This window comes from Streptomyces sp. NBC_00443, assembly GCF_036014175.1.
Taxonomy (GTDB): domain Bacteria; phylum Actinomycetota; class Actinomycetes; order Streptomycetales; family Streptomycetaceae; genus Streptomyces.
The window spans coordinates 3,736,412-3,761,672 of record NZ_CP107917.1; the positions used below are offsets into that span (position 1 = coordinate 3,736,412).

The window sequence follows — 25,261 nt, forward strand, 5'->3', positions numbered from 1 at the left end:
CTCTCATGCCGCGGCCCCACGGGTGATGACCTCACCGGGGGCGAGGTCACGGTGGGCGACCGCCGAGGCACCGACCACCGCGCTCCGGCCGACGGTCACACCGCGCAGTACGACGGCCCGCGCCGCGACCCAGGACCCGGGCTCCAGGCGGATCGGCCCGTTGTCGAACTCCATGGTGGGGCTGCGGTGCTGGTGGCTTCCCGTGCACAGGAACGCGTCCTGCGAGACGCACACGTCGCTGCCGATCGTGATCGGCTGAAGGTTCAGCAACCAGGCACCCTCACCGATCCACACGTCGTCGCCGACGGACAGCCGCCAGGGCCAGTGCACCCGGACACCGTGCCGGATCAGCACCCGCCGCCCAATCCGCGCGCCGAACGCCCGCAGCACCACGGGCCGCCAGCGAGCCGGGAACCACCACTTGCGGAACACGAGATGCAGTACGGCGAACCACGCGGCCTGGACCAGCCAGGGCCGCCCCTTGTCGTAGCCCGCCCCCGTGAAACCCCGCAGGGAACGCTCGACGACCGCCCCGCGGTCGGACTGGCGTGTGCGGGTGCCCGAATCCGGCGGCGCTGCGGTCTCTGCCATGCGGGTAGCCCTTCCTGAGCCGGGAGATATGCGATTTACATAAAGCTGCTATGAACTCACCGCACGAACCAGCACATACGGGCGTGTTGCCGACAGGCTCGACCACTCGGAAGACCCGCAACCGCCTCTTCGGCCCCCCGAGGTCAGTGGGGCCCGTCCAGCACCTCCACGAAGTCATGGGTGACTCGGCCTTTCCGGTGCTCCAGAACCCGGTCGGCCCAGCACGAGGGATCTCCGGAGAGCGGCGCCGGTCACATTGTGCAAATGATCAGATGCCCGGCGGCGGATGCGAATCATCACTCGAATCGTGATGGAGAGTGCACGGCGATCCGCACGGGCGAGATCCGGTACCCCCAGACCAAAAGGAGCACTCGTCGTGCGAGCAACCACTCAAGCAACCACCCGGTCGACGCGAGCCAGATGGGGAGCGCGGTGCGTCGGCCTCGGCCTGACCACGGCGCTCGCCGTCACCTTCACGGCGGGCACTGCTTCGGCCCAGCCGGGGCCTCAGCTATCGGCCGAGGTGGCGCCCGTTGAGTACACAGCGGAGGTGAACCCTGACTGCTCGGACATCAACGGGTTCGCACTCGAGGTCGATACTGACGAAACCGCCCCGGACGCACCCGTGAACGGAGAGGTGATCAACTTCTCTTCCGGCGGCCAGAACGGAACGATCACCCTCGGCGTCACGGAGGGGGAGCAAGGGCAGCTTCTCTCGTTCGATTTCGGCATCGGTAGCCCCTTCGCCGCCGGTGCGGTCATCGTCAAGGGCAGCAACAACGCGAACGTCTACGACTACCGGACCACGATGGCCGGCCAGATCGAGGCTGACGAGACGCTCCACTCCCCGATCAACCCGAGCGGCAATTTCGCAGACCTCAGTCACGTCGCCTTCTGCATCGTCCCGGACGGCGACAACACCTGACGCCTAGCGGCACACAGCAAAGGGGCCCGCACGACCGAAGTCGTACGGGCCCCTTCAGGAGCTCGCTGGAGCTACCAGGTCAAACCAACAAGCTTACTTGTTGATCTTGGTGACCTGGCCGGCGCCCACGGTCCGGCCACCCTCACGGATGGCGAACTTCAGGCCCTCTTCCATGGCGACGGGCTGGATGAGCTCCACCTTCATCTCGGTGTTGTCACCCGGCATGACCATCTCGGTGCCCTCGGGGAGGGTCACAACGCCGGTCACGTCCGTCGTGCGGAAGTAGAACTGCGGACGGTAGTTGTTGAAGAACGGCGTGTGGCGGCCACCCTCGTCCTTGGACAGGATGTAGGCCTGGGCCTCGAACTCGGTGTGCGGCGTGACCGAACCGGGCTTGATGATGACCTGGCCGCGCTCGACGTCCTCGCGCTTGATGCCGCGGAGCAGCAGACCGACGTTCTCACCGGCCTGGCCCTCATCGAGCAGCTTGCGGAACATCTCGATGCCGGTGACCGTGGTGGTGGTCTTCTCCTGCTTGATGCCCACGATGTCAACGGTCTCGTTGACCTTCAGGACACCACGCTCGATACGGCCGGTGACGACCGTACCGCGACCGGTGATCGTGAAGACGTCCTCGATCGGCATCAGGAACGGCTTGTCGACGTCACGCTCGGGCTGCGGGATGTTCTCGTCCACAGCCTTCATGAGCTCGAGGACGGTGTTGCCCCACTCCTTGTCGCCCTCAAGGGCCTTGAGCGCCGAGACCTTGACGACCGGCAGGTCGTCGCCCGGGAACTCGTACTCGGAGAGCAGCTCACGAACCTCGAGCTCGACGAGCTCCAGGATCTCCTCGTCGTCCACCATGTCGGCCTTGTTCAGGGCGACGACGATGTACGGAACGCCGACCTGGCGGGCCAGGAGCACGTGCTCCTTGGTCTGCGGCATCGGGCCGTCGGTGGCGGCGACCACGAGGATGGCGCCGTCCATCTGGGCAGCACCGGTGATCATGTTCTTGATGTAGTCCGCGTGACCGGGGCAGTCGACGTGGGCGTAGTGACGCGTCTCGGTCTGGTACTCGACGTGCGCGATGGAGATGGTGATACCGCGCTGGCGCTCCTCGGGAGCCTTGTCGATCTGGTCGAAGGCCGAGGCCTCGTTCAGGTCCGGGTACGCGTCGTGCAGCACCTTGGTAATGGCGGCCGTAAGGGTCGTCTTACCGTGGTCGATGTGACCGATGGTGCCGATGTTGACGTGGGGCTTAGTCCGCTCGAACTTCGCCTTCGCCACGGGGTCCTCCTGTGGAGTGGTTCTGAACGCCTTGCTTCATCGGCGCCAGGTGATCTTTGCTGGAAAGCCCGGGCCCTGGGGCAAACATCCGTGTTTGCGGGTGTTTGCCCCTCAAGGCTCCGGAGTCAAGCCTAAAGCGTGTGAACGCGGTGCGTTACTCGCCCTTGGCCTTCGCGATGATCTCCTCGGCGACGTTCCGCGGAACCTCGGCGTAGGAGTCGAACTGCATGGAGTAGCTGGCACGGCCGGACGTCTTGCTGCGCAGGTCGCCGACGTAGCCGAACATCTCCGAGAGGGGCACGAGGCCCTTCACGACGCGAGCACCCGCCCGCTCCTCCATGGCCTGGATCTGGCCACGGCGGGAGTTGATGTCGCCGATGACCTCGCCCATGTAGTCCTCGGGCGTGGTGACCTCGACGGCCATCATCGGCTCGAGGAGCACGGGGCTGGCCTTACGCGCGGCCTCCTTGAAGGCCTGCGAACCGGCGATCTTGAAGGCGAGCTCCGAGGAGTCGACCTCGTGGTAGCCACCGTCGATGAGGGTGACGCGCACGCCGGTCATCTCGTAACCGGCGAGGATGCCGAACTGCATGGCCTCCTGCGCACCGGCGTCGACCGAAGGGATGTACTCCTTCGGGATACGACCACCGGTCACCTTGTTCACGAACTCGTACGAGGCGTCGCCGCCCTCGATCGGCTCGATCGCGATCTGCACCTTCGCGAACTGGCCGGTACCACCAGTCTGCTTCTTGTGCGTGTAGTCGACGCGCTCGACGGCCTTGCGGATCGTCTCACGGTAGGCGACCTGCGGCTTGCCGACGTTGGCCTCGACCTTGAACTCACGGCGCATACGGTCGACCAGCACCTCGAGGTGCAGCTCGCCCATACCACCGATGATGGTCTGGCCGGTCTCCTCGTCCGAGTGGACCTGGAAGGACGGGTCCTCCTCGGCCAGGCGCTGGATCGCGACGCCCAGCTTCTCCTGGTCGCCCTTCGACTTGGGCTCGATGGCGACCTGGATGACCGGCGCCGGGAAGTCCATGGACTCCAGGATGACCGGGTTCTTGTCGTCGGACAGCGTCTCACCGGTGGTGGTCTGCTTCAGGCCCATGACGGCGATGATGTCGCCGGCGCCCACCGAGTCGATCTCCTCACGCTTGTTCGCGTGCATGCGGTAGATCTTGCCGATGCGCTCCTTCTTGCCCTTGACGGAGTTCAGCACGGCGGTGCCGGACTCCAGGCGGCCCGAGTAAACCCGGACGAAGGTGAGCTTGCCGAGGTGCGGGTCGCTCATGATCTTGAACGCCAGCGCGGACAGCGGCTCGTCGTCGGACGGCTTGCGCTTGACGACCAGCTCGGGGTCCTTCACGTCGTGGCCCTCGATGGCCTCGACGTCGAGCGGGGTCGGCAGGTAGCGCACGACCGCGTCGAGCAGGGGCTGGACGCCCTTGTTCTTGAACGCGGTGCCACAGAACACCGGGGTGACCGTGGTGTCGCTGGACTTGCCGGACGCGATGGTGATGCGACGGATCGCGGCGTACAGCTGCTCCTCGGTGGGCTCCTGGCCCTCCAGGTACAGCTCCATGATCTCTTCGTCGTTCTCGGCGACGCCCTCGATCAGCTTGCCGCGGTACTCCTCGGCAGCCTCGGTGTGCGTGGCCGGGATGTCGACGACGTCGTACATCTCGCCCTTGGCGGCCTCGGCGGACCACACGAGCGCCTTCATGCGGACCAGGTCCACGACGCCCTTGAAGTCGGCCTCGGCGCCGATCGGAAGCTGCATGACCAGCGGCTGGGCGCCCAGGCGGTCCGAGATCATGTCCACGCAGCGGTGGAACTCGGCGCCGGTACGGTCCAGCTTGTTGACGAAGCAGATACGCGGCACGCCGTAACGGTCGGCCTGACGCCACACCGTCTCGGACTGCGGCTCGACACCGGCGACACCGTCGAACACCGTCACGGCACCGTCGAGCACACGCAGGGAGCGCTCCACCTCAACGGTGAAGTCGACGTGCCCCGGGGTGTCGATGATGTTGATGGTGTAGTCGTTGTCCTCGAGCGGCCAGTGACAGGTGGTCGCAGCAGACGTGATCGTGATGCCACGCTCCTGCTCCTGCTCCATCCAGTCCATGGTGGCAGCGCCGTCGTGGACCTCACCGATCTTGTAAGACACACCGGTGTAGAACAGGATCCGCTCGGTGGTGGTCGTCTTGCCCGCGTCGATGTGGGCCATGATCCCGATGTTGCGGACCTTGGCCAGGTCAAGTGAAGTGGTAGCCATAGTGGCTCAGTCTTCTCTCGGTCTCGATGGGGTAGCGACTACCAGCGGTAGTGCGCGAAGGCCTTGTTGGACTCGGCCATCTTGTGCGTGTCCTCGCGCTTCTTGACGGCCGCACCGAGGCCGTTCGAAGCGTCGAGAAGCTCGTTGAGCAGACGCTCGGTCATGGTCTTCTCGCGACGGGCGCGGGAGTAGCCGACGAGCCAGCGCAGCGCGAGCGTGTTGGCACGACCGGGCTTGACCTCGATCGGAACCTGGTACGTCGCACCACCGACACGGCGGGACTTGACCTCGAGGGTCGGCTTGATGTTCTCCAGCGCGCGCTTCAGCGTGATGACCGGGTCGTTGCTGGTCTTCTCGCGCAGGCCCTCCATGGCGCCGTACACGATGCGCTCGGCGGTGGAGCGCTTGCCGTTCAGCAGCACCTTGTTGATGAGCGACGTGACAAGAGGAGAACCGTAGACCGGGTCGATGATGACCGGGCGCTTCGGGGCGGGGCCCTTACGAGGCATTTCTACTTCTCCTTCTTGGCGCCGTAGCGGCTGCGGGCCTGCTTGCGGTTCTTGACACCCTGGGTGTCAAGCGAACCGCGGATGATCTTGTAGCGAACACCGGGCAGGTCCTTCACACGGCCGCCGCGCACGAGCACGATGGAGTGCTCCTGCAGGTTGTGTCCCTCACCCGGAATGTAAGCGGTGACCTCGATCCCGCTGGTCAGACGCACACGCGCGACCTTACGCAGGGCCGAGTTCGGCTTCTTCGGGGTGGTCGTGAACACACGCGTGCAGACGCCACGACGCTGAGGGGAACCCTCGAGTGCGGGCGTCTTGTTCTTCTCGACCTTGTCCTGCCGGCCCTTACGGACCAGCTGCTGGATCGTAGGCACTACTTCTCCGGTTTCTGTGTGCCGAATGGTGAAGCTAACCTGGAACGTCGCCGACCCACGCGGTCGGGTGTGTCGAATCCGGCGGACTCCCGCCGCAAGGCGAAAACAGCACAGATTACGGTGGCCGCTCACAGCTCGCGATGCGGGTGAAGGCACGCACGAGAGCCAGGGCACACCCCAGGCACAAGGTCTGAGCGTACCTACCTCATTCGCTGCGGTCAAAACAAATGGGCCGCGCCCGCATCGCCATACGGCCGATGTCAAGACCGTACGCCGTGTTTGATCTTCGAATCGGCGATCCTGGCATGTCAGCGCCACATCGCTGGATCGTCGGAACGAGCGCCCACAGCCGTCATGCGGACAAGGCGGCAGCGACGATCATCAGCGTCAGCATGGCCGCCCAGGCCGCGTTCGACAGCCACCCCAGCACGAGGCCGGTGAGGGCGAGGGCGTCGCCGCCCTCGCCGGTCCGCCGGATCTCGGAGCGCGCGGCATGCCCCAGGACGACGGCCGGAATGCCGGTCAGGCCGAAGCTCACGAGGCACAGCACCCCGCAGACCACCGAACCGACCGCCTTGCCGTTCGTCGTCGGCCGAGGCGTCGCCAGGAACGTCGGCGGTACGGGCATCACGGGCGCCGGGTGCGGCATGGGGCCCTGGGGCAGGTCGGCGACGAGCAGGGCCAGCTCCCCCACCGTCCGAGCCGTATAGGCCCGGGAGACCCGCTGCTCGAACTCGGGGTGCTCCAGTCGCCCCTCGCCGTAGCCGGCTCTGAGCACGTCCACGGCCCGCTCACGGTCGGCGTGCGAGGCGAGCATCGACGGCGCGCCCGGGCCCGTCCACGGCTGCGGGGCGCCGGCGCCGGACCACGGCTGCGGCGCGCTGCCGCCCTTCCCTGGCTGCCACGGCTGCCCCGGCTGCCACGACGGATGCGTCATGGAGCACCTCCCCCGTTGTGGTCGGAGTCCCTCCATGATGCGCCGAACCGGCATCAAGGGCATCGGGGTCTGCCCGGAGAAAACCCGGAGACGGCCGCGACGGCCCGAAACAAGCCACGCACGCCGAAGGGCGGCCACCCCGAAAGGTGACCGCCCTCGACTGTGCCTGACTCAGGCTGCTCGCTTACTGGTTGTACGGACCGTAGTCGTAGTCCTCCAGCGGAACGGCCTGGCCGGAGCCGGTGCCGAACGGCGAGTAGTCGATGTCGTCGTAGCCGACGGCCGAGTACATCGCGGCCTTGGCCTCCTCGGTCGGCTCGACCCGGATGTTGCGGTAGCGGGACAGACCCGTACCGGCCGGGATGAGCTTACCGATGATGACGTTCTCCTTGAGGCCGATGAGGCTGTCGGACTTGGCGTTGATCGCCGCATCCGTCAGGACTCGGGTCGTCTCCTGGAAGGAGGCGGCCGACAGCCAGGATTCCGTCGCCAGCGAGGCCTTGGTGATACCCATCAGCTGCGGACGACCGGAGGCCGGGTGACCGCCCTCCTGGACCACACGACGGTTCTCGGTCTCGAACTTCGATCGCTCGACCAGCTCGCCGGGCAGCAGCTCGGCGTCGCCGGACTCGATGATCGTCACGCGGCGCAGCATCTGCCGGATGATGATCTCGATGTGCTTGTCGTGGATCGACACACCCTGCGAGTTGTAGACCTTCTGGACCTCGCCGACCAGGTGGACCTGGACGGCACGCTGACCCAGGATGCGCAGCACGTCGTGCGGGTTGGTGGCACCCACGGTGAGCTTCTGGCCCACCTCGACGTGCTCACCCTCGCTGACCAGGAGTCGGGCACGCTTCGAGATCGGGAACGCCGTCTCGTCGCTGCCGTCGTCCGGGGTGACGACGAGCTTCTTGGTCTTCTCGGTCTCCTCGATCCGGACGCGGCCGGTGGCCTCGGAGATCGGGGCGACACCCTTCGGGGTACGGGCCTCGAAGAGCTCGACGACACGCGGCAGACCCTGGGTGATGTCGTCACCGGCCACACCACCGGTGTGGAAGGTACGCATCGTCAGCTGGGTACCGGGCTCACCGATGGACTGGGCGGCGATGATGCCGACCGCCTCACCGATGTCGACCAGCTTGCCGGTGGCGAGCGAGCGGCCGTAGCACATGGCGCAGGTGCCGACGGCGGACTCACAGGTCAGGACCGAGCGGGTCTTGACCTCCTCGATGCCGGCCTTGACCAGCTGGTCGATGAGGACGTCACCGAGGTCGACGCCCGCCGGGGCCAGCACCTTGCCGTCAACGACGATGTCCTCGGCGAGGCAGCGCGCGTACACGCTGGTCTCGGCGTTGTCCGCCTTGCGCAGCACGCCGTCCGCACCGCGCTCCGCGATGTGGAGCTTGAGGCCACGCTCGGTGCCGCAGTCCTCCTCGCGGATGATGACGTCCTGGGAGACGTCGACCAGACGACGGGTGAGGTAACCCGAGTCGGCGGTACGAAGGGCGGTGTCCGCCAGACCCTTACGGGCACCGTGCGTGGAGATGAAGTACTCCAGCACGGACAGGCCCTCACGGAACGAGGCCTTGATCGGACGCGGAATCGTCTCGTTCTTGGCGTTCGACACCAGACCACGCATACCGGCAATCTGACGCATCTGCATCATGTTGCCTCGTGCACCCGAGTTCACCATCATGAAGATCGGGTTGGTCTTCGGGAAGTTCTCGTTCATGGCCTCGGCAACCTCGTTGGTCGCCTTGGTCCAGATCGCGATGAGCTCCTGGGTGCGCTCGTCCTTGGTGATCAGACCGCGCTCGTACTGCTTCTGGACCTTCTCGTCCTGCGCCTCGTAGCCCTTGACGATCTCCTTCTTCGCCTCGGGAACGACGACGTCGGAGATGGCGACGGTGACACCGGAACGGGTGGCCCAGTAGAAGCCGGACGCCTTCAGGTTGTCGAGCGTCGCCGCCACGATGACCTTCGGGTAGCGCTCGGCGAGGTCGTTGACGATCTCGGAGAGCTGCTTCTTGCCGACCTCGTAGTCGACGAACGGGTAGTCCTCGGGCAGCAGTTCGTTGAAGAGCGCACGACCGAGCGTGGTCTTCAGACGGAAGCTGTCACCCTGCTGCCACTCCGGCTCGCCCTCTTCCTGGGCGGGCGGCATCCAGCCACGCGGCGGGATGGTGCCCACCGGGAAGCGGATGTCGATCTTTGACTGGAGCGAGAGCTCGCCGGCGTCGAAGGCCATGATCGCCTCGGCCACGGACGAGAAGCCGCGGTCCGCGCCCTTCACGTTCCGCATCTCGCTGTCGGTGGTGAGGAAGAACAGACCGAGGACCATGTCCTGGGTCGGCATCGTCACCGGACGGCCGTCGGCGGGCTTGAGGATGTTGTTCGAGGACAGCATCAGGATGCGGGCCTCGGCCTGCGCCTCCGCGGACAGCGGCAGGTGCACGGCCATCTGGTCACCGTCGAAGTCCGCGTTGAACGCGGTGCAGACGAGCGGGTGGATCTGGATGGCCTTGCCCTCGACCAGCTGCGGCTCGAAGGCCTGGATGCCGAGGCGGTGCAGGGTGGGAGCACGGTTCAGCAGAACCGGGTGCTCGGCGATGACCTCTTCGAGGACGTCGTACACGACCGTGCGGCCGCGCTCCACCATGCGCTTGGCGCTCTTGATGTTCTGCGCGTGATTCAGGTCGACCAGGCGCTTCATCACGAACGGCTTGAAGAGCTCCAGCGCCATCGCCTTCGGCAGACCGCACTGGTGCAGCTTCAGCTGCGGACCGACGACGATCACGGAACGCGCGGAGTAGTCCACACGCTTACCGAGCAGGTTCTGACGGAATCGACCCTGCTTACCCTTCAGCATGTCGCTGAGGGACTTCAGCGGACGGTTACCGGGACCGGTGACCGGGCGGCCACGACGACCGTTGTCGAACAGCGCGTCGACGGCCTCCTGGAGCATGCGCTTCTCGTTGTTCACGATGATCTCGGGCGCACCGAGGTCGAGAAGGCGCTTCAGTCGGTTGTTCCGGTTGATCACACGGCGGTACAGGTCGTTCAGGTCGGAGGTCGCGAAGCGGCCACCGTCCAGCTGCACCATCGGGCGAAGGTCCGGCGGGATGACCGGCACGCAGTCGAGGACCATGCCCTTGGGGCTGTTGGAGGTCTGCAGGAACGCGGACACAACCTTCAGCCGCTTCAGCGCACGGGTCTTCTTCTGGCCCTTGCCGGTGCGGATGATCTCGCGGAGCCTCTCGGCTTCCTCGTCGAGGTCGAAGGACTCCAGGCGCTTCTGCAGCGCCGCGGCACCCATCGAGCCGTCGAAGTACGTGCCGAAGCGGTCACGCAGCTCGCGGTAGAGCAGCTCGTCGCCCTCGAGGTCCTGGACCTTGAGGTTCTTGAACCGGGTCCACACCTCGTCGAGACGGTCGATCTCGCGCTGCGCACGGTCACGCAGCTGCTTCATCTCGCGCTCGGCACCCTCGCGCACCTTGCGGCGCACGTCGGCCTTGGCGCCCTCGGCCTCCAGCTCGGCCAGGTCGGTCTCGAGCTTCTTGGCGCGGGCCTCCAGGTCGGCGTCCCGGCGGTTCTCGACCTGCTGCCGCTCGACGGAGACGTGCGCCTCCAGGGAGGGCAGGTCACGCGTACGGCGCTCCTCGTCGACGTACGTGATCATGTACGCCGCGAAGTAGATGACCTTCTCGAGGTCCTTGGGAGCCAGGTCGAGCAGGTAGCCGAGCCGGCTCGGGACACCCTTGAAGTACCAGATGTGGGTGACGGGCGCGGCCAGTTCGATGTGGCCCATCCGCTCACGACGCACCTTGGCGCGAGTCACCTCGACGCCGCAGCGCTCACAGATGATGCCCTTGAAGCGGACGCGCTTGTACTTGCCGCAGTAGCACTCCCAGTCCCGGGTCGGACCGAAGATCTTCTCGCAGAAGAGTCCGTCCTTTTCGGGCTTGAGGGTGCGGTAGTTGATGGTCTCGGGCTTCTTGACCTCGCCGTGGCTCCACTGACGGATGTCGTCAGCGGTGGCCAGACCGATCCGGAGCTCATCGAAGAAGTTGACGTCGAGCACTATGCGTCAATCCCTCTCAGGGTTGTAAGTCTTGGGGTCTGAAACGGGGGCCTGGGGGTCGGCGGGGCCCTGTGGGTAAGGGCCCCGCCGGACTCCCGTCAGACCTCTTCGACGCTGCTCGGCTCGCGCCGGGACAGGTCGATGCCGAGCTCCTCCGCTGCGCGGAAGACGTCCTCGTCGGTGTCACGCATCTCGATGGACATACCGTCGCTGGACAGCACCTCCACGTTCAGGCAGAGCGACTGCATCTCCTTGATGAGCACCTTGAAGGACTCGGGGATGCCGGGCTCGGGGATGTTCTCGCCCTTGACGATGGCCTCGTAGACCTTCACGCGGCCGGTGACGTCGTCGGACTTGATGGTCAGCAGCTCCTGGAGGGCGTACGCGGCGCCGTATGCCTCCAGCGCCCACACCTCCATCTCACCGAAGCGCTGGCCACCGAACTGGGCCTTACCACCCAGCGGCTGCTGGGTGATCATGCTGTACGGACCGGTCGAACGGGCGTGCAGCTTGTCGTCGACCAGGTGGTGCAGCTTCAGGATGTACATGTAGCCGACCGAGATCGGCTCCGGGAAGGGCTCACCCGAGCGGCCGTCGAACAGCGGCGCCTTACCGGTCGGGAGCACCATGCGCTCGCCGTCGCGGTTCGGGACCGTGTGGTTCAGCAGACCGGCGAGCTCGTCCTCACGGGCACCGTCGAAGACCGGGGTGGCGACGTTGGTGCCGGGCTCGACCTTGTCGGCCTCAATGGCCTGGAGGCGCTGCGCCCAGTCGTCCGCGAGGCCGGAGACGTCCCAGCCGCGGCTGGCGAGCCAGCCGAGGTGGATCTCCAGGACCTGTCCCGGGTTCATTCGGGACGGGACACCCAGCGGGTTGAGGATGATGTCGACCGGCGTGCCGTCCTCCAGGAACGGCATGTCCTCGATCGGCAGGATCTTGGAGATGACGCCCTTGTTGCCGTGACGGCCGGCGAGCTTGTCACCGTCGGTGATCTTGCGCTTCTGCGCCACGTACACGCGCACCAGCTGGTTCACACCGGGGGGAAGCTCGTCGCCCTCCTCGCGGTCGAAGACGCGGACGCCGATGACCTTGCCGATCTCGCCGTGCGGGACCTTCAGCGAGGTGTCACGGACCTCACGGGCCTTCTCACCGAAGATCGCACGGAGCAGGCGCTCCTCCGGCGTCAGCTCGGTCTCACCCTTGGGCGTGACCTTGCCGACGAGGATGTCGCCGGCGACGACCTCGGCACCGATACGGATGATGCCGCGCTCGTCGAGGTCGGCGAGGACCTCCTCGGAGACGTTCGGGATGTCCCGGGTGATCTCCTCGGGGCCGAGCTTGGTGTCACGGGCGTCGACCTCGTGCTCCTCGATGTGGATCGAGGAGAGGACGTCGTCCTGCACGAGGCGCTGCGACAGGATGATCGCGTCCTCGTAGTTGTGACCCTCCCACGGCATGAACGCCACGAGCAGGTTCTTGCCCAGCGCCATCTCGCCGTTCTGGGTGGCGGGACCGTCGGCGAGCACCTGGCCCGTGATGATCCGGTCGCCCTCGTTGACGATGACCTTCTGGTTGACCGAGGTGCCCTGGTTGGACCGGGAGAACTTGGCCAGGCGGTACGTGATGTACGTGCCGTCGTCGTTGGCGGTGGTGATGTAGTCCGCGGAGACCTCCTGGACCACACCGTCCTTCTCGGCCTTGACCACGTCGCCGGCGTCGACCGCGGAGCGGTACTCCATGCCGGTGCCGACGAGCGGGGACTCGGACTTAATCAGCGGCACGGCCTGACGCATCATGTTCGCGCCCATGAGGGCACGGTTGGCGTCGTCGTGCTCGAGGAACGGGATCATGGCGGTCGCGACCGACACCATCTGGCGCGGCGAGACGTCCATGTAGTCCACGTCGTCACCGGCGACGTAGTCGACCTCACCGCCACGGCGGCGGACGAGGACGCGGTTCTCGGCGAACCGCATGTCGTCCGAGAGCGTGGCGTTGGCCTGCGCGATGACGAAGCGGTCCTCTTCGTCGGCCGTCAGGTAGTCGACCTCGTCGGTGACGACACCGTCGGTGACCCGGCGGTACGGCGTCTCGACGAAACCGAACGCGTTGACGCGGCCGTACGAGGCGAGCGAACCGATCAGACCGATGTTCGGGCCTTCGGGAGTCTCGATCGGGCACATACGACCGTAGTGAGACGGGTGCACGTCACGGACCTCGAAGCCGGCCCGCTCACGGGAGAGACCACCCGGGCCAAGAGCCGACAGACGGCGCTTGTGGGTGAGACCCGACAGCGGGTTGTTCTGGTCCATGAACTGCGACAGCTGGCTGGTGCCGAAGAACTCCTTGATGGAGGCGACGACCGGCCGGATGTTGATCAGGGTCTGCGGCGTGATCGCCTCGACGTCCTGGGTCGTCATGCGCTCACGGACGACTCGCTCCATACGCGCCAGACCCGTACGGACCTGGTTCTGGATGAGCTCGCCGACGCTGCGCAGACGACGGTTGCCGAAGTGGTCGATGTCGTCGGTCTCGACGACGATCGTGCCGCCGCTGTCCCCGGTGGTCTCGGTCTCGCCGGCGTGCAGCTTCACCAGGTACTTGATCGTCGAGATGACGTCCTCGACGGTCAGGATGCCCGCGTCGAGCGGGGCCTCCGCGCCCAGCTTCTTGTTGACCTTGTAGCGGCCGACCTTGGCGAGGTCGTAGCGCTTCGGGTTGAAGTACAGGTTCTCCAGAAGCGTCTGCGCGGCCTCACGCGTGGGGGGCTCGCCCGGACGCAGCTTGCGGTAGATGTCGAGCAGCGCGTCGTCCTGGCCCTGGGTGTGGTCCTTCTCCAGAGTGGCGCGCATGGACTCGTACTCGCCGAACTCCTCGAGGATCTGCTCGGTCGTCCAACCGAGAGCCTTGAGCAGAACGGTCACGGACTGCTTGCGCTTGCGGTCGATGCGGACACCGACCATGTCGCGCTTGTCGATCTCCATCTCAAGCCAGGCACCCCGGGACGGGATGATCTTGGCGGAGAAGATGTCCTTGTCGGACGTCTTGTCGATGGAGGAGTCGAAGTAGACACCGGGCGAACGGACCAGCTGGGACACCACGACACGCTCGGTGCCGTTGATGACGAAGGTGCCCTTGTGGGTCATGAGCGGGAAGTCGCCCATGAAGACCGTCTGGGACTTGATCTCGCCGGTCTCGTTGTTGGTGAACTCAGCCGTCACGAAGAGCGGAGCGGCGTACGTGAAGTCGCGCTCCTTGCACTCGTCGATGCTGTTCTTCGGCGGCTCGAAACGGTGGTCGCGGAACGTCAGCGACATCGACCCGGAGAAGTCCTCGATCGGGGAGATCTCCTCGAAGATCTCCTCCAGACCGGACTTGGTGGGGACGTCCTGACCGGACTCCAGAGCCGCCTCGACCCGACTCTGCCAGGCGGTGTTGCCGAGCAGCCAGTCGAAGCTCTCGGTCTGCAGCGCGAGCAGGTTGGGAACCTCGAGGGGCTCCTTGATCTTTGCAAAGGAGATGCGCAGCGGGGCGGTGCTGGCGGCGTTATTCGTATTCGCGGTCGAGGCAGTGCGCGAGGCGGCCAAGAGGGGGTCCTTCCGAGGGCTCGGACTCACTACGCGCGTACCGGCCCCTCACAGGGACACAGAGACAGGCGTTTCCTTCTCCGACCAAAGAAGGCCAGGTCAGGGAGGTCCGGTCATCGGTGCTCAAGCGAGGGCATGCCCCTGGTGACGGGCAGGGGACAGCTAACAGGCAGCGCAAAGGGTCAGTGTAGCCACTTGGCACACTGATGTCCAGTGCGGGTTTTTCGCGACCCTCGTTGTTCTCAACGCCCTCGTTCTCAACGCCCTCGGCATGCTTGCCCTCAACGCACGTTGATACTGCCCTCTTCGCCGCCGATCCATGCCTCGGATTCGGATCCTTGTGACGACGCGTCCTGAGAATTGCGCGCTGCGTGCGGTTCGTCAAGGCCCCCATGCCCGACTCGGAGGCGCCCAGGGACACGACGAAGATCACCATACCCCTCGCCGTAGCGGGAGCAAGGTAACCGTGGCCGCGCCCCCAGGAACGCCGAAGAGCGACCACCCGAATGGATGATCGCTCTTCGGTGCGACTGCGTTACAGCCCCGGAGGACTGTCTTTCAGCAAGCGCGAAGGTCGTGGTCGACCAGCAGGACCGGGAAGGTCTTACTTGACCTCGACGGAGGCGCCGGCGCCCTTGAGGGACTCGGCGGCCTTCTCGGCGGCGTCCTTGGCGACCTTCTCGAGAACGGGCTTCGGGGCGCCGTCCACGAGGTCCTTGGCCTCCTTCAGACCCAGGGAGGTCAGCTCACGCACGACCTTGATGACCTGGATCTTCTTGTCGCCGGCACCGGTGAGGATGACGTCGAACTCGTCCTGCTCCTCGGCGGCCTCGGCCGGGGCGGCCGGACCGGCCGGACCGGCAACGGCGACGGCCGCGGCGGCGGTGACGTCGAACTTCTCCTCGAACGCCTTCACGAACTCGGAGAGCTCGATGAGGGTCATCTCCTCGAACTGCGCGAGCAGGTCGTCCTGGCTGAGCTTCGCCATGATGGCGGTCCTTCCACTAAATCGGCAGGTGCCGGATGTACATGTGAGGCGGGCGTACGTCTGGCCCGCGACGGCCTCCGCGTTCAGGCAGCGGGGGCCGGGATGCGAGCCGAGTTACTCGGCACCGCCCTGCTCGTCCTGCTTGGCACGGAGCGCGTCCACGGTGCGGACGAGCTTCGAGGGAAGCGCCTGGAAGAGCTGAGCAGCCTGGGACTGCTTGCCCTTGAAGGCACCCGCCAGCTTGGAGAGCAGAACCTCGCGGGACTCGAGGTCCGCAAGCTTCTTGATGTCGTCGGCGGACAGCGCCTTGCCGTCAAGGACACCGCCCTTGATGACGAGGTTCGGGTTGTCCTTGGCAAAGTCGCGGAGACCCTTCGCCGCCTCGACCGGGTCACCGGTCACGAAGGCGACGGCCGACGAACCCGTGAAGAGGTCGTCGATCGTGTTGATCCCGGCCTCATTGGCCGCAATCTTGGTCAGCGTGTTCTTCGCCACACGGTAGTTAGCGTTCTCACCGAGTGAACGACGCAGCTGCTGCAGCTGCGCCACGGTGAGACCGGTGTACGCGGTAACGACGGCGCCGTTGGAGTTGCGGAACTTGTCCCGCATCTCCTCGACGGCATCGACCTTGTCTGGCCTCGCCATGAGCCTCGGCCTCCTTCCGGGTGATTCGGACCGCGCGGACCCGAAGGAGGACTGGGGAAAACGAAACGCCCCGGCGCAGGCGCACGGGGCGGACTCGACCGACGGCACATACTGGACGTATGCACTCCGGGAGCTCTTCCACAGTCACCTGCGCGGGTCGTCCGCAATTTTCAGCGGATCCTTCGGCCACCGCACCCTCTCGCGAGCGCACGGCAACGACCAGCGGTCTTTGGCTTCTGTAGGAGAGTACGGGACGGAATCGCCGTCAGGCAAATCGGCCCCTACGGGTGCTCAGCTCCCCTTGTTCTTCAGGGGCTTGCGCAGGTCCGCGGTGTCGTCGGCGCGCGGCGCCCGGACCGCCACCGCCTTGCCGTGGTCGAGGAAGGTGAAGGTGAGGTCGAGCGTGCCGTGGCGCCCGAAGCCCTGGGTGCGGAGCCGCTTGATGTGGTCGTCGCCGTCGACCCACACATCGAGGGTGAGCTCGTCCACGCCCAGCTTCTCGTACTGGTCGAGGCTGCTCTCGCGCCCCTCCCGAGCGGTCTTGTCCTTCACCTCGTCCAGGGAGGCGCGGAGCTCGTCGACGGTCGCCGTCCCCGCGTAGTGCGTGGTGCCCGCGCCGTCGACCTTCTCGGAACCGATCCGCTGCACGTCCTCGGCGGCTGCCAGGAAGCCGGCTTCCCGGGCCGGGTTGCGGCTGACCTGGTCGCGCAGGCCGCCGACGTCCATGCGCAGGCCGCCGTGCGTGGTGAACTCGGCGTTCGGGCCGTAGCTGATCCAGTGCCGGCCGCCCATCTCCTTGACCATGTCGCCGGTCGCGCTGCCGTACAGCACCCCGTCGACCAACCTCAGCTCGGACTCCCCCTGCTGATCACCGCTCAGGTTGGCCGTCCTGAGGCGCGCCGCCACCGGCTGCGCCGTACGGACGGTCGCCTCGTCCGCTATTCGCCCTCGCTCGGGAAACTGGCCGGTGACCCGGTAGCTGAGGGAGGTGACGTCCTCGGTCTTCTCCACGGCCCGCGCGACGGTGTCGGCAGCAGACGAGTCCGCGGACGACTGAGCGCCGACGCCTGTCCCACAGCCGGCGAGCAGCATCGCGGCAAGGCCGAGGCCCACCGCCTGACGCGGCATGAAGATGCGCACGCCAAGCCGCGTTGTTTCCTGCATTGGTTCCCCCCAAGGAACAGTCTTCGAATTCACGACTCACGAGTCACGAGTCAGGAGTCAGGAGTCAGCGAGCCTCCGGAGCCCTTCAGCAGCTCCTTGAGGTCCGCCGTGTCCCCCGCCGCAGGTCTCACGACCTTGGTCTTCACGCCGTAGTCGCTGTAGTACGCGGTCTGGGTCAGCGCTCCCGTGGCCGTCCGGCCCTTCTCGACCTTCTTGACCAGCAGGTCCCGGTCGTCGACCCATATGTCGACGGTCTGCTCGGCGACGCCGTGCCCCTGCACCGTGCCGGAGTAGTGCCTGGTCTGCTCGCCGCTCACCGTCTCCTCGCCGACCTTGCGTGCGTCGGTGGAGGACAGCAGCAGCTTCACCGACGTATGCGGCGCGGCCCCCCGCATCTGGTCCGCGAGAGCGGCTCCGGAGCTGCCTGCGAGGTCGTCCAGGTCGGCGTAGGGGTACTTGATCCAGTGCTTGCCGTCGGTCTTCTCGGCGAACCTGTCGCCCATGCGCGCGTAGTAGGCGTCGGGGAGGTAGCGGGCCTCCATCGACGTGGTGCCGAGGCGGCGCATTGTCTTGGCCGTGGTGCCGCCGGTGTAGGTGATCGTCAGGGTGCCGGTGAGGCCGTCGCTCCAGGCGAGGGTGCCGTCGGCCTTCATGGACAGCGTCGAGCCCATGGTGGTCGTGGACCTGACGCGGGCGGACTCGGCCTGACCGGTGGACCGCTCGACGGTGCGCAGGGCTGCCGTCACGGCACGAGCGGGCGCGGGGCGGTCCGGCTCGCCTGGGCCGTCGGAGGACGTGCAGGCGGGCAGGGTCGTCAGCGCGGTCAGCAGCGCGACCCACAACGCCGACGGGCGCGCCCTCGTGCTCGTCATTCGTCCCCCCTGTGCGGATCCCGTGAATGCACGTTAACCCAGGGCACTGACAAACAGGGGAGACAAACGGGAAGACAGGGACGGGCCCCGCACCCGGGAAGGGTGCGGGGCCCGTTTCGAGCCTGGTGAGCCGTTGGCTCAGACCGCGGCCGGGTCCTCCTCGACGAGGAGGTTGCGGGTGCGGTTCGGGTCGACCGGAACGCCGGGGCCCATCGTGGTGGTGATGGCGGCCTTCTTGATGTAGCGACCCTTGGCGGCGGACGGCTTCAGACGGAGGATCTCGTCCAGCGCGGCGCCGTAGTTCTCCACCAGCTTGGTGTCGTCGAAGGACGCCTTGCCGATGATGAAGTGCAGGTTCGAGTGCTTGTCGACTCGGAACTCGATCTTGCCGCCCTTGATCTCGGTCACGGCCTTGACCACGTCCGGCGTCACGGTGCCGGTCTTCGGGTTCGGCATCAGACCACGCGGGCCGAGGACACGGCCGAGGCGGCCGACCTTGCCCATGAGGTCCGGGGTGGCGACGACGGCGTCGAAGTCCAGGCGGCCCTTCGAGACCTCGTCGATCAGCTCGTCGGAACCGACGATGTCGGCGCCCGCGGCACGCGCGGCCTCGGCACGGTCACCGGTCGCGAAGACCAGGACCCGGGCGGTCTTACCGGTGCCGTGCGGAAGGTTCACGGTGCCACGGACCATCTGGTCGGCCTTACGCGGGTCGACACCCAGACGGAAGGCGACCTCGACGGTGCCGTCGAACTTGGTCGCGGACGTCTCCTTGGCGAGGCGGACGGCCTCGAGCGGGGCGTAGAGCTTGTCCCGGTCGATCTTGGCGTCCGCAGCGCGGAGAGTCTTGCTGCGCTTGCTCACTACTGCTCCTGGGTTTCTTAGGAGTTGTGGTCCGGGCCGAGCGGGCCCTGCCACTCACTTCTGCTGGGAAGGTGGGCGTCAGCCCTCGACCGTGATGCCCATGGAACGGGCGGTGCCGGCGATGATCTTCGCGGCGGCGTCCAGGTCGTTGGCGTTGAGGTCGGGCATCTTGGTGGTGGCGATCTCGCGGACCTGCGCCTCGGTGATCTTGGCGACCTTGGTCTTGTGCGGCTCGCCGGAGCCCTTCTCAACACCCGCAGCCTTGAGGATCATCTTGGCGGCCGGCGGAGTCTTGGTGATGAAGGTGAAGGAACGGTCCTCGTAGACCGTGATCTCCACCGGGATGACCCAACCGCGCTGCGACTCGGTCGCGGCGTTGTAGGCCTTGCAGAACTCCATGATGTTGACGCCGTGCTGGCCCAGCGCGGGGCCGACCGGCGGGGCCGGGTTGGCGGCACCGGCCTGGATCTGGAGCTTGATGAGCCCCGTGACCTTCTTCTTCTTGGGAGGCATGTGCTCTCTCTCCGGGTCTTAGTGAGAGTGTTCAGCCATCCAGTCCGGATCATCCGGATGGAGGCATACCGCACAACGATAACGGGTATCTATGCGCGGCCAAAAACCGAGCAGGTCAGAGCAGCTACGAGAGCCGATCTGACCTGCTCGGAAGCGGTGTGTCCAGAAGGACCGAAGCAGCCCCGAAGGGGCTAGTTCTTCTGGATCTGGTCGAAGCTGAGCTCGACCGGGGTCTCGCGGCCGAAGATCTCGACGAGGCCCTTGACCTTCTTCGAGTCGGCGTTGATCTCGTTGATCGTGGCCTGCAGCGTGGCGAACGGGCCGTCGGTGACGGTGACCGAGTCGCCGACCTCGAAGTCCAGTACCTGGACCTCGACCTTGCGCTGCGGAGCGGGCTTGCCCTCGGCCTCGGCGGCCTCGCGGGCGGCCTTCTCCTCGGCCTCCGGGGCGAGCATCTTGACGATCTCGTCCAGGGTCAGCGGGTACGGGTCGTAGGCGTTGCCCACGAAGCCGGTGACGCCGGGGGTGTTGCGGACGACGCCCCAGGACTCGTTGGTCAGGTCCATACGGACGAGGACGTAACCCGGCAGCTTGTTCTGCTTGATCGTCTTGCGGTCGCCGTTCTTGATCTGGACGACCTCTTCTTGCGGCACCTCGGCCGCGAAGATGTAGTCCTCGACGTTCAGCGAGACGGCGCGCTGCTCCAGGTTGGTCTTCACGCGGTTCTCGTAGCCGGCGTAGGTGTGGATCACGTACCACTCGCCGGGCAGCGTGCGGAGCTCCTCGCGCAGGGCGGCGACGGGGTCGACGGGCTCGGCCTCCTCCTCGGGGGCCTCTTCCTCGTCCTCGACGTGCAGCGCGGCTTCCTCGGCGGGCTCGCCCGCCTCGGCATCGGCAGCCTCGACCTCGTCCAGGTCCTCGTCCGCGCCCTCGACGATGTCGAGCTCGTCTTCTACGGACTCGTCCGGCTCGACGGCGTCGTTCAGGTTCTGGTCAGACACGGTGGCTGCTTCTTCCTGGATACATAGGGGTGGAACATGCGAAAGGGGCGCCGGTAACCACGGCGCCCTTCGCTCTTGGCTCAGCCGAAGACGTACTTGGCGGCGTTGTCGAGCCCATAGTCAATCACGGTCACCAGACCGATCATGATGACGACGAAGATGATCACCACTGTGGTGTACGTCGTCAGCTGGTTACGCGTCGGCCAGACAACCTTGCGGAGTTCCGCGACAATCTGGCGGTAGAAGAGCGCGAGTCGCTTCAGCGGGCCCTTCTTGGCGCGCTTGCCACCCTTACGGGTCTTCTTGGACTCAGGCGCCTCGTCCTGGGCATCAGGCATGTCGATGGAGCCCACGGCGTCCGTCACTCGTCCTCACCTGATTCCGGGTCGTGGCCGTGCCGCGCCCGGTCTGAGCCGCACGGCGGTGCATTGCTGTACGTACATGCGCACACATCCTGGCGAAGGAGTGTGTAGCAGGGCCGGAGGGACTTGAACCCCCAACCGCTGGTTTTGGAGACCAGTGCTCTACCAATTGAGCTACGACCCTTTGTGTCTGCCCACCAACGTACCGCATCCGGACGGGTGCTCGGTGTACACCCTGCGACTGCGGACCGCTGAAGGCCAACGAGGTGAGAGTGTACGTGGTCCTGGGCGCGCCGTCGAACAGAAAGTGCCCGTGGGGGGCTTGGTCGGCGAAAGATCGGCCGAAGATCACCGGTCGAAGAACACAAGATCCGCTGGCCGTGGCCGCGATCCGCACGGTTGTTCAACTGATGTTCAGTCCGTGAAACCCCCGTGCCGGGCGCGTTTCCTGTCTGAAACGATGGGCCCCATGAGCGCTGCAACCCCTCCGACCGAGCGCCGGGTCTCCGCCCGAGTCGGCGCGATCTCCGAGTCCGCCACCCTCGCCGTGGACGCCAAGGCCAAGGCCCTCAAGGCCGCCGGGCGTCCGGTGATCGGCTTCGGCGCCGGTGAGCCCGACTTCCCGACCCCGGACTACATCGTCGAGGCCGCAATCGAGGCCTGCAAGAACCCGAAGTACCACCGCTACACCCCCGCCGGCGGTCTGCCCGAGCTGAAGGCCGCGATCGCCGCGAAGACGCTGCGCGACTCCGGCTACGAGCCCGACGTGTCGCAGATCCTGATCACCAACGGCGGCAAGCAGGCCATCTACGAGGCCTTCGCCGCGATCCTCGACCCGGGCGACGAGGTCATCGTCCCGGCCCCGTACTGGACGACGTACCCGGAGTCGATCCGCCTCGCGGGCGGTGTCCCGGTCGAGGTCGTCGCCGACGAGACGACCGGCTACCGCGTCTCCGTGGAGCAGTTGGAGGCGGCCCGTACGGAGAAGACGAAGGTCGTCCTGTTCGTGTCGCCGTCCAACCCGACGGGCGCGGTCTACAGCGAGGCCGAGACCGAGGCCATCGGCCGCTGGGCCGTCGAGCACGGCCTGTGGGTGCTGACGGACGAGATCTACGAGCACCTGGTCTACGGCGACGCGGTGTCCGTGTCGCTGCCGGCGGTCCTGCCGGAGCTGCGCGACAAGTGCATCGTGGTCAACGGCGTCGCCAAGACGTACGCCATGACGGGCTGGCGGGTGGGTTGGATCATCGGCCCGAAGGACGTGGTGAAGGCCGCGACCAACCTGCAGTCGCACGCCACGTCGAACGTCTCGAACGTCGCCCAGGTCGCTGCGCTGGCCGCGGTGTCCGGTGACCTGGACGCGGTCGCGAAGATGCGGGAGGCCTTCGACCGCCGCCGCAAGACGATCGTGCGGATGCTCAACGAGATCGACGGAGTGCTCTGCCCGGAGCCCGAGGGCGCCTTCTACGCGTACCCGTCGGTCAAGGCCCTGCTCGGCAAGGAGATCCGCGGCAAGCGCCCGCAGGACACGGTCGAGCTGGCCGCGCTGATCCTGGAGGAGGCCGAGGTCGCGGTGGTGCCGGGCGAGGCCTTCGGCACGCCGGGCTATCTGCGGCTGTCGTACGCGCTCGGGGACGAGGACCTCGTCGAGGGCGTGAGCCGCATCCAGAAGCTGCTGGCGGAGGCCAGGGACTGACGTCCGCCTTCCGTTCCCATGGGTCACCTCCGGTTTTCCGGAGGTGACCCTTTTTTCGTGGGTGACCCATTTGTTTGTGCGAGCAAGACCACGAACGGGGAAACCGCTACCGGGACGGCGTACACGTACGGCAGGATCCTGGAATGGAGCGTGTACGTGATGTCTCTGAACTGCCGAAAGCCCATCTGCACCTGCACTTCACCGGCTCGATGCGGCCGGCGACCCTGCTGGAACTGGCCGACAAGTACGGCGTGCGCCTGCCCGAGGCGCTGACCGACGCGCTGACCCGCGGGGAGTCACCGAAACTGCGGGCGACCGACGAGCGGGGCTGGTTCCGCTTCCAGCGCCTGTACGACGCCGCGCGCTCGTGCCTGCGGCAGCCGGAGGACATCCAGCGGCTGGTCAGAGAGGCCGCGGAGGAGGATGTCAGGGACGGTTCCGGCTGGCTGGAGATCCAGGTCGACCCGACGTCGTACGCACCCCGGCTGGGCGGTCTGATCCCGGCGCTGGAGATCATCCTGGACGCGGTGGAGGCGGCGACGCGGGACACCGGGATCGGGATGCGCGTCCTGGTCGCCGCGAACCGGATGAAGCACCCCCTGGAAGCCCGCACGCTGGCGCGGCTCGCGGTGCGGTACGCCGACCGGGGCGTGGTCGGCTTCGGGCTGTCGAACGACGAGCGCCGGGGCATGGCGCGGGACTTCGACCGTGCCTTCCACATCGCCCGTGAGGGCGGCCTGCTGTCGGCCCCGCACGGCGGAGAGCTGACCGGCCCGTCCTCGGTCCGTGACTGCCTGGACGACCTGGACGCGAACCGCATCGGCCACGGGGTGCGCGCCGCCGAGGACCCGCGGCTGCTGAAGCGCCTCGCCGACAGGGGCGTGACGTGCGAGGTCTGTCCCGCGTCGAACATCGCCCTCGGCGTCTACGAGAAGCCGGAGGACATCCCGCTGCGGACGCTGTACGAGGCCGGCGTCCCGATGGCCCTGGGCGCCGACGACCCCTTGCTCTTCGGCTCACGTCTGGCCGCCCAGTACGACATCGCCCGCCACCACCACGGCTTCACGGACGAGGAACTGGCGGAACTGGCGCGGCAGTCGGTGCGAGGGTCGGCGGCGCCGGACGAGGTGAAGGCGAAGCTGTTGGCCGGGGTGGACGACTGGCTCACCTAGGCCGCTCGTCCCGTGGCCGGCATCAGTCGGCGATACCGGCCAGCAGCGTGCGGGCCAGCCGGGCGGCGAACTCCTCCACCGGGGGCCGCACGGCCTCCTTCGTCGCGTCATAGGCGAACGCCCGCTGCGCGCAGGCTCCCATCAGCAGCGACGCCGCCGCGAACGTGTCCGTGTCCGTACTGACCCGGCCCAGTTCCTGCTCGGCCCGCAGGTAGGTGTCGAGTTCCTGGATCGGCACGTGCGGGCCCGACCCCTTCTGCCGTATGGCGTCGTCGTGCCGCCGCTTGAGCTCGGTCTGCGCGTACAGCGATGCGGCAATCGGGAAGCTCTGCTCGTAGAACAGAGCTGCCTGGCGGGCGATCTCGGTGAGGTTTTCCTCGAGGGAGCGCCTGCCAGGCTCGGCGGCGAGGCTGCTGAGCAGGGGGCGCAGTGGGGGCAGGCGCTCGGTGAGCACCCGGATGAACAGCTCTTCCTTGCTGTCGAAGTGCTTGTAGAGCGCGGCCTCGGAGCATCCGGCCGCCCGCGCGATCTCCTTCGTCGTCGCCCGAGCCAGCCCGACCGTCAGCATCAGCTCGTGAGCGGCGTCGAGGAGCCGGACCCGGGTCGGCTTGTTCTGCATGGCTTGTCCAATCGCCCTTGACGGGTGGGTGAGTACTTACTCACTCTAGAGGTGAGCGCGGGTGAGTGAATACTCACCCACCCGCGCCAACAACCTGCCCCGCAATCCAACGACTTGTCTCATGCGTACGGGAGCTCTCATGAAACTCACCGTTTTCGGTGCCACCGGCGGTATCGGCAAGGAGATCGTCCGCCAGGCCCTGGACGCCGGTCACGAGGTCACGGCCGTCGTACGGGATCCCGCGCGGCTCCCCTCACCGGTGACCGCCTGGAGGTGTTCCGAGCAGATCTGACCGACCCCGATGCCCTGCGACCCGCCGTCGCCGGACGGGACGCCGTGCTGTCCGGCCTCGGTGCCCGTGGACGCAGGGACGCGGGCATCGCGGCACGGTTGACCCGGACGGTGCTGGCGGCCCTGGCGGCCGAGGAGGTGCGGCGGCTGCTCGTGGTCAGCGCCGCGCCGGTCGGGCCCGCGCCGGAGGGGGACGGGTTCCTGGACCGGGCCGTGCTCGGCATCGTGTCGGCGGTCCTCAAGGACATTTACGCCGACCTGCGGGAGACGGAGGCCGAAGTGGCTGGCAGCGGCACGGACTGGACGGTCGTACGGCCGCCGCGTCTGCAGGACAAGCCGCTCACCGGCAGGTACCGGACGGTGGTCGGCGGGTTTCCGCGCAAGGGGCGCTTCATCGGGCGGGCGGATGTGGCGCACGCGATGCTGGGGATGGTGGGGGATCCCGCGACGGTGAAGCAGGGGGTGGGCGTGGCCTACTGAGGGCCCGGCTACGGGAGTACCC

The 25,261-nt window shown here is 66.8% G+C and carries 20 protein-coding genes, 1 tRNA gene and 1 pseudogene; 4 read left to right on the forward strand and 18 right to left on the reverse strand.

The features are described from left to right. Nucleotides 1-3: 3 nt before the first annotated feature. Entirely contained in the window at nucleotides 4-591 is a 588-nt protein-coding gene (locus OHO27_RS16560; RefSeq protein WP_328424642.1) for a putative colanic acid biosynthesis acetyltransferase, read from the reverse strand. Nucleotides 592-967: 376 nt separating this feature from the next. On the opposite strand from OHO27_RS16560, the gene OHO27_RS16565 reads away from it, so the two are divergent. After that, nucleotides 968-1,516 carry a hypothetical protein gene (locus tag OHO27_RS16565; RefSeq protein ID WP_328424644.1) on the forward strand — a complete coding sequence of 183 codons (549 nt, stop codon included), beginning with the start codon at nucleotides 968-970 and terminating at the stop codon, nucleotides 1,514-1,516. A 93-nt stretch (nucleotides 1,517-1,609) separates the two neighbouring features. Here OHO27_RS16565 and tuf read toward each other — a convergent pair whose 3' ends face one another. The 16 genes from tuf to OHO27_RS16645 form a co-directional block, all read right to left on the reverse strand. Continuing rightward, nucleotides 1,610-2,803, reverse strand: coding sequence for an elongation factor Tu (gene tuf, locus OHO27_RS16570; RefSeq protein WP_030046358.1), 1,194 nt, complete (start codon nucleotides 2,801-2,803; stop codon nucleotides 1,610-1,612). A 154-nt stretch (nucleotides 2,804-2,957) separates the two neighbouring features. Beyond that, entirely contained in the window at nucleotides 2,958-5,084 is a 2,127-nt protein-coding gene (fusA, locus tag OHO27_RS16575; protein WP_190073629.1) for an elongation factor G, read from the reverse strand. 38 nt (nucleotides 5,085-5,122) lie between these two features. Beyond that, entirely contained in the window at nucleotides 5,123-5,593 is a 471-nt protein-coding gene (rpsG, locus tag OHO27_RS16580) for a 30S ribosomal protein S7 (RefSeq protein ID WP_005481264.1), read from the reverse strand. A gap of 2 nt (nucleotides 5,594-5,595) precedes the next feature. Continuing rightward, on the reverse strand, nucleotides 5,596-5,967 hold the full coding sequence (rpsL, locus tag OHO27_RS16585) for a 30S ribosomal protein S12 (RefSeq protein WP_003948652.1): 372 nt from the start codon (nucleotides 5,965-5,967) through the stop codon (nucleotides 5,596-5,598). Nucleotides 5,968-6,319: 352 nt separating this feature from the next. After that, nucleotides 6,320-6,904, reverse strand: a complete 585-nt coding sequence (locus tag OHO27_RS16590; RefSeq protein WP_328424647.1) for a DUF1707 and DUF4190 domain-containing protein — start codon at nucleotides 6,902-6,904, stop codon at nucleotides 6,320-6,322. Between the two features lie 184 nt (nucleotides 6,905-7,088). Continuing rightward, the gene (locus OHO27_RS16595; RefSeq protein WP_328424649.1) at nucleotides 7,089-10,988 is read right to left on the reverse strand and encodes a DNA-directed RNA polymerase subunit beta'; all 3,900 of its coding nucleotides are present in this window, start codon (nucleotides 10,986-10,988) and stop codon (nucleotides 7,089-7,091) included. 98 nt (nucleotides 10,989-11,086) lie between these two features. Further along, nucleotides 11,087-14,572, reverse strand: coding sequence for a DNA-directed RNA polymerase subunit beta (rpoB, locus tag OHO27_RS16600; RefSeq protein WP_328424651.1), 3,486 nt, complete (start codon nucleotides 14,570-14,572; stop codon nucleotides 11,087-11,089). Nucleotides 14,573-15,176: 604 nt separating this feature from the next. Then, on the reverse strand, nucleotides 15,177-15,560 hold the full coding sequence (gene rplL, locus OHO27_RS16605; RefSeq protein ID WP_102909639.1) for a 50S ribosomal protein L7/L12: 384 nt from the start codon (nucleotides 15,558-15,560) through the stop codon (nucleotides 15,177-15,179). A 114-nt stretch (nucleotides 15,561-15,674) separates the two neighbouring features. Then, a complete protein-coding gene (rplJ, locus tag OHO27_RS16610; protein ID WP_328424657.1) occupies nucleotides 15,675-16,205 on the reverse strand; it encodes a 50S ribosomal protein L10 in 531 nt (176 codons plus the stop codon). A 291-nt stretch (nucleotides 16,206-16,496) separates the two neighbouring features. Next, a complete protein-coding gene (locus OHO27_RS16615; protein ID WP_328424659.1) occupies nucleotides 16,497-17,345 on the reverse strand; it encodes a hypothetical protein in 849 nt (282 codons plus the stop codon). A 74-nt stretch (nucleotides 17,346-17,419) separates the two neighbouring features. Continuing rightward, nucleotides 17,420-18,241, reverse strand: a complete 822-nt coding sequence (locus OHO27_RS16620) for a hypothetical protein (RefSeq protein WP_328424661.1) — start codon at nucleotides 18,239-18,241, stop codon at nucleotides 17,420-17,422. 138 nt (nucleotides 18,242-18,379) lie between these two features. Beyond that, nucleotides 18,380-19,105: a 50S ribosomal protein L1 gene (gene rplA, locus OHO27_RS16625; protein ID WP_328424663.1), complete on the reverse strand. Its 726-nt coding sequence runs from the start codon at nucleotides 19,103-19,105 to the stop codon at nucleotides 18,380-18,382. A 78-nt stretch (nucleotides 19,106-19,183) separates the two neighbouring features. Continuing rightward, nucleotides 19,184-19,618 carry a 50S ribosomal protein L11 gene (gene rplK, locus OHO27_RS16630; protein WP_028805116.1) on the reverse strand — a complete coding sequence of 145 codons (435 nt, stop codon included), beginning with the start codon at nucleotides 19,616-19,618 and terminating at the stop codon, nucleotides 19,184-19,186. Between the two features lie 191 nt (nucleotides 19,619-19,809). After that, nucleotides 19,810-20,619 carry a transcription termination/antitermination protein NusG gene (gene nusG, locus OHO27_RS16635; RefSeq protein WP_328424665.1) on the reverse strand — a complete coding sequence of 270 codons (810 nt, stop codon included), beginning with the start codon at nucleotides 20,617-20,619 and terminating at the stop codon, nucleotides 19,810-19,812. An 80-nt stretch (nucleotides 20,620-20,699) separates the two neighbouring features. Next, nucleotides 20,700-20,984: a preprotein translocase subunit SecE gene (secE, locus tag OHO27_RS16640; RefSeq protein WP_234761724.1), complete on the reverse strand. Its 285-nt coding sequence runs from the start codon at nucleotides 20,982-20,984 to the stop codon at nucleotides 20,700-20,702. Between the two features lie 108 nt (nucleotides 20,985-21,092). Next, a tRNA-Trp gene (locus OHO27_RS16645) sits at nucleotides 21,093-21,165 on the reverse strand. 285 nt (nucleotides 21,166-21,450) lie between these two features. Here OHO27_RS16645 and OHO27_RS16650 point away from each other — a divergent pair. Together OHO27_RS16650 and OHO27_RS16655 are read left to right on the forward strand one after the other, a co-directional pair. Next, the gene (locus OHO27_RS16650) at nucleotides 21,451-22,677 is read left to right on the forward strand and encodes a pyridoxal phosphate-dependent aminotransferase (RefSeq protein WP_328424674.1); all 1,227 of its coding nucleotides are present in this window, start codon (nucleotides 21,451-21,453) and stop codon (nucleotides 22,675-22,677) included. A gap of 143 nt (nucleotides 22,678-22,820) precedes the next feature. Further along, on the forward strand, nucleotides 22,821-23,849 hold the full coding sequence (locus tag OHO27_RS16655; protein WP_328424676.1) for an adenosine deaminase: 1,029 nt from the start codon (nucleotides 22,821-22,823) through the stop codon (nucleotides 23,847-23,849). 22 nt (nucleotides 23,850-23,871) lie between these two features. Here OHO27_RS16655 and OHO27_RS16660 read toward each other — a convergent pair whose 3' ends face one another. After that, nucleotides 23,872-24,468: a TetR/AcrR family transcriptional regulator gene (locus OHO27_RS16660; RefSeq protein ID WP_328424678.1), complete on the reverse strand. Its 597-nt coding sequence runs from the start codon at nucleotides 24,466-24,468 to the stop codon at nucleotides 23,872-23,874. Nucleotides 24,469-24,607: 139 nt separating this feature from the next. Here OHO27_RS16660 and OHO27_RS16665 point away from each other — a divergent pair. Then, nucleotides 24,608-25,239 (forward strand): annotated as a pseudogene (locus OHO27_RS16665) (NAD(P)-dependent oxidoreductase). Nucleotides 25,240-25,261: the final 22 nt, after the last annotated feature.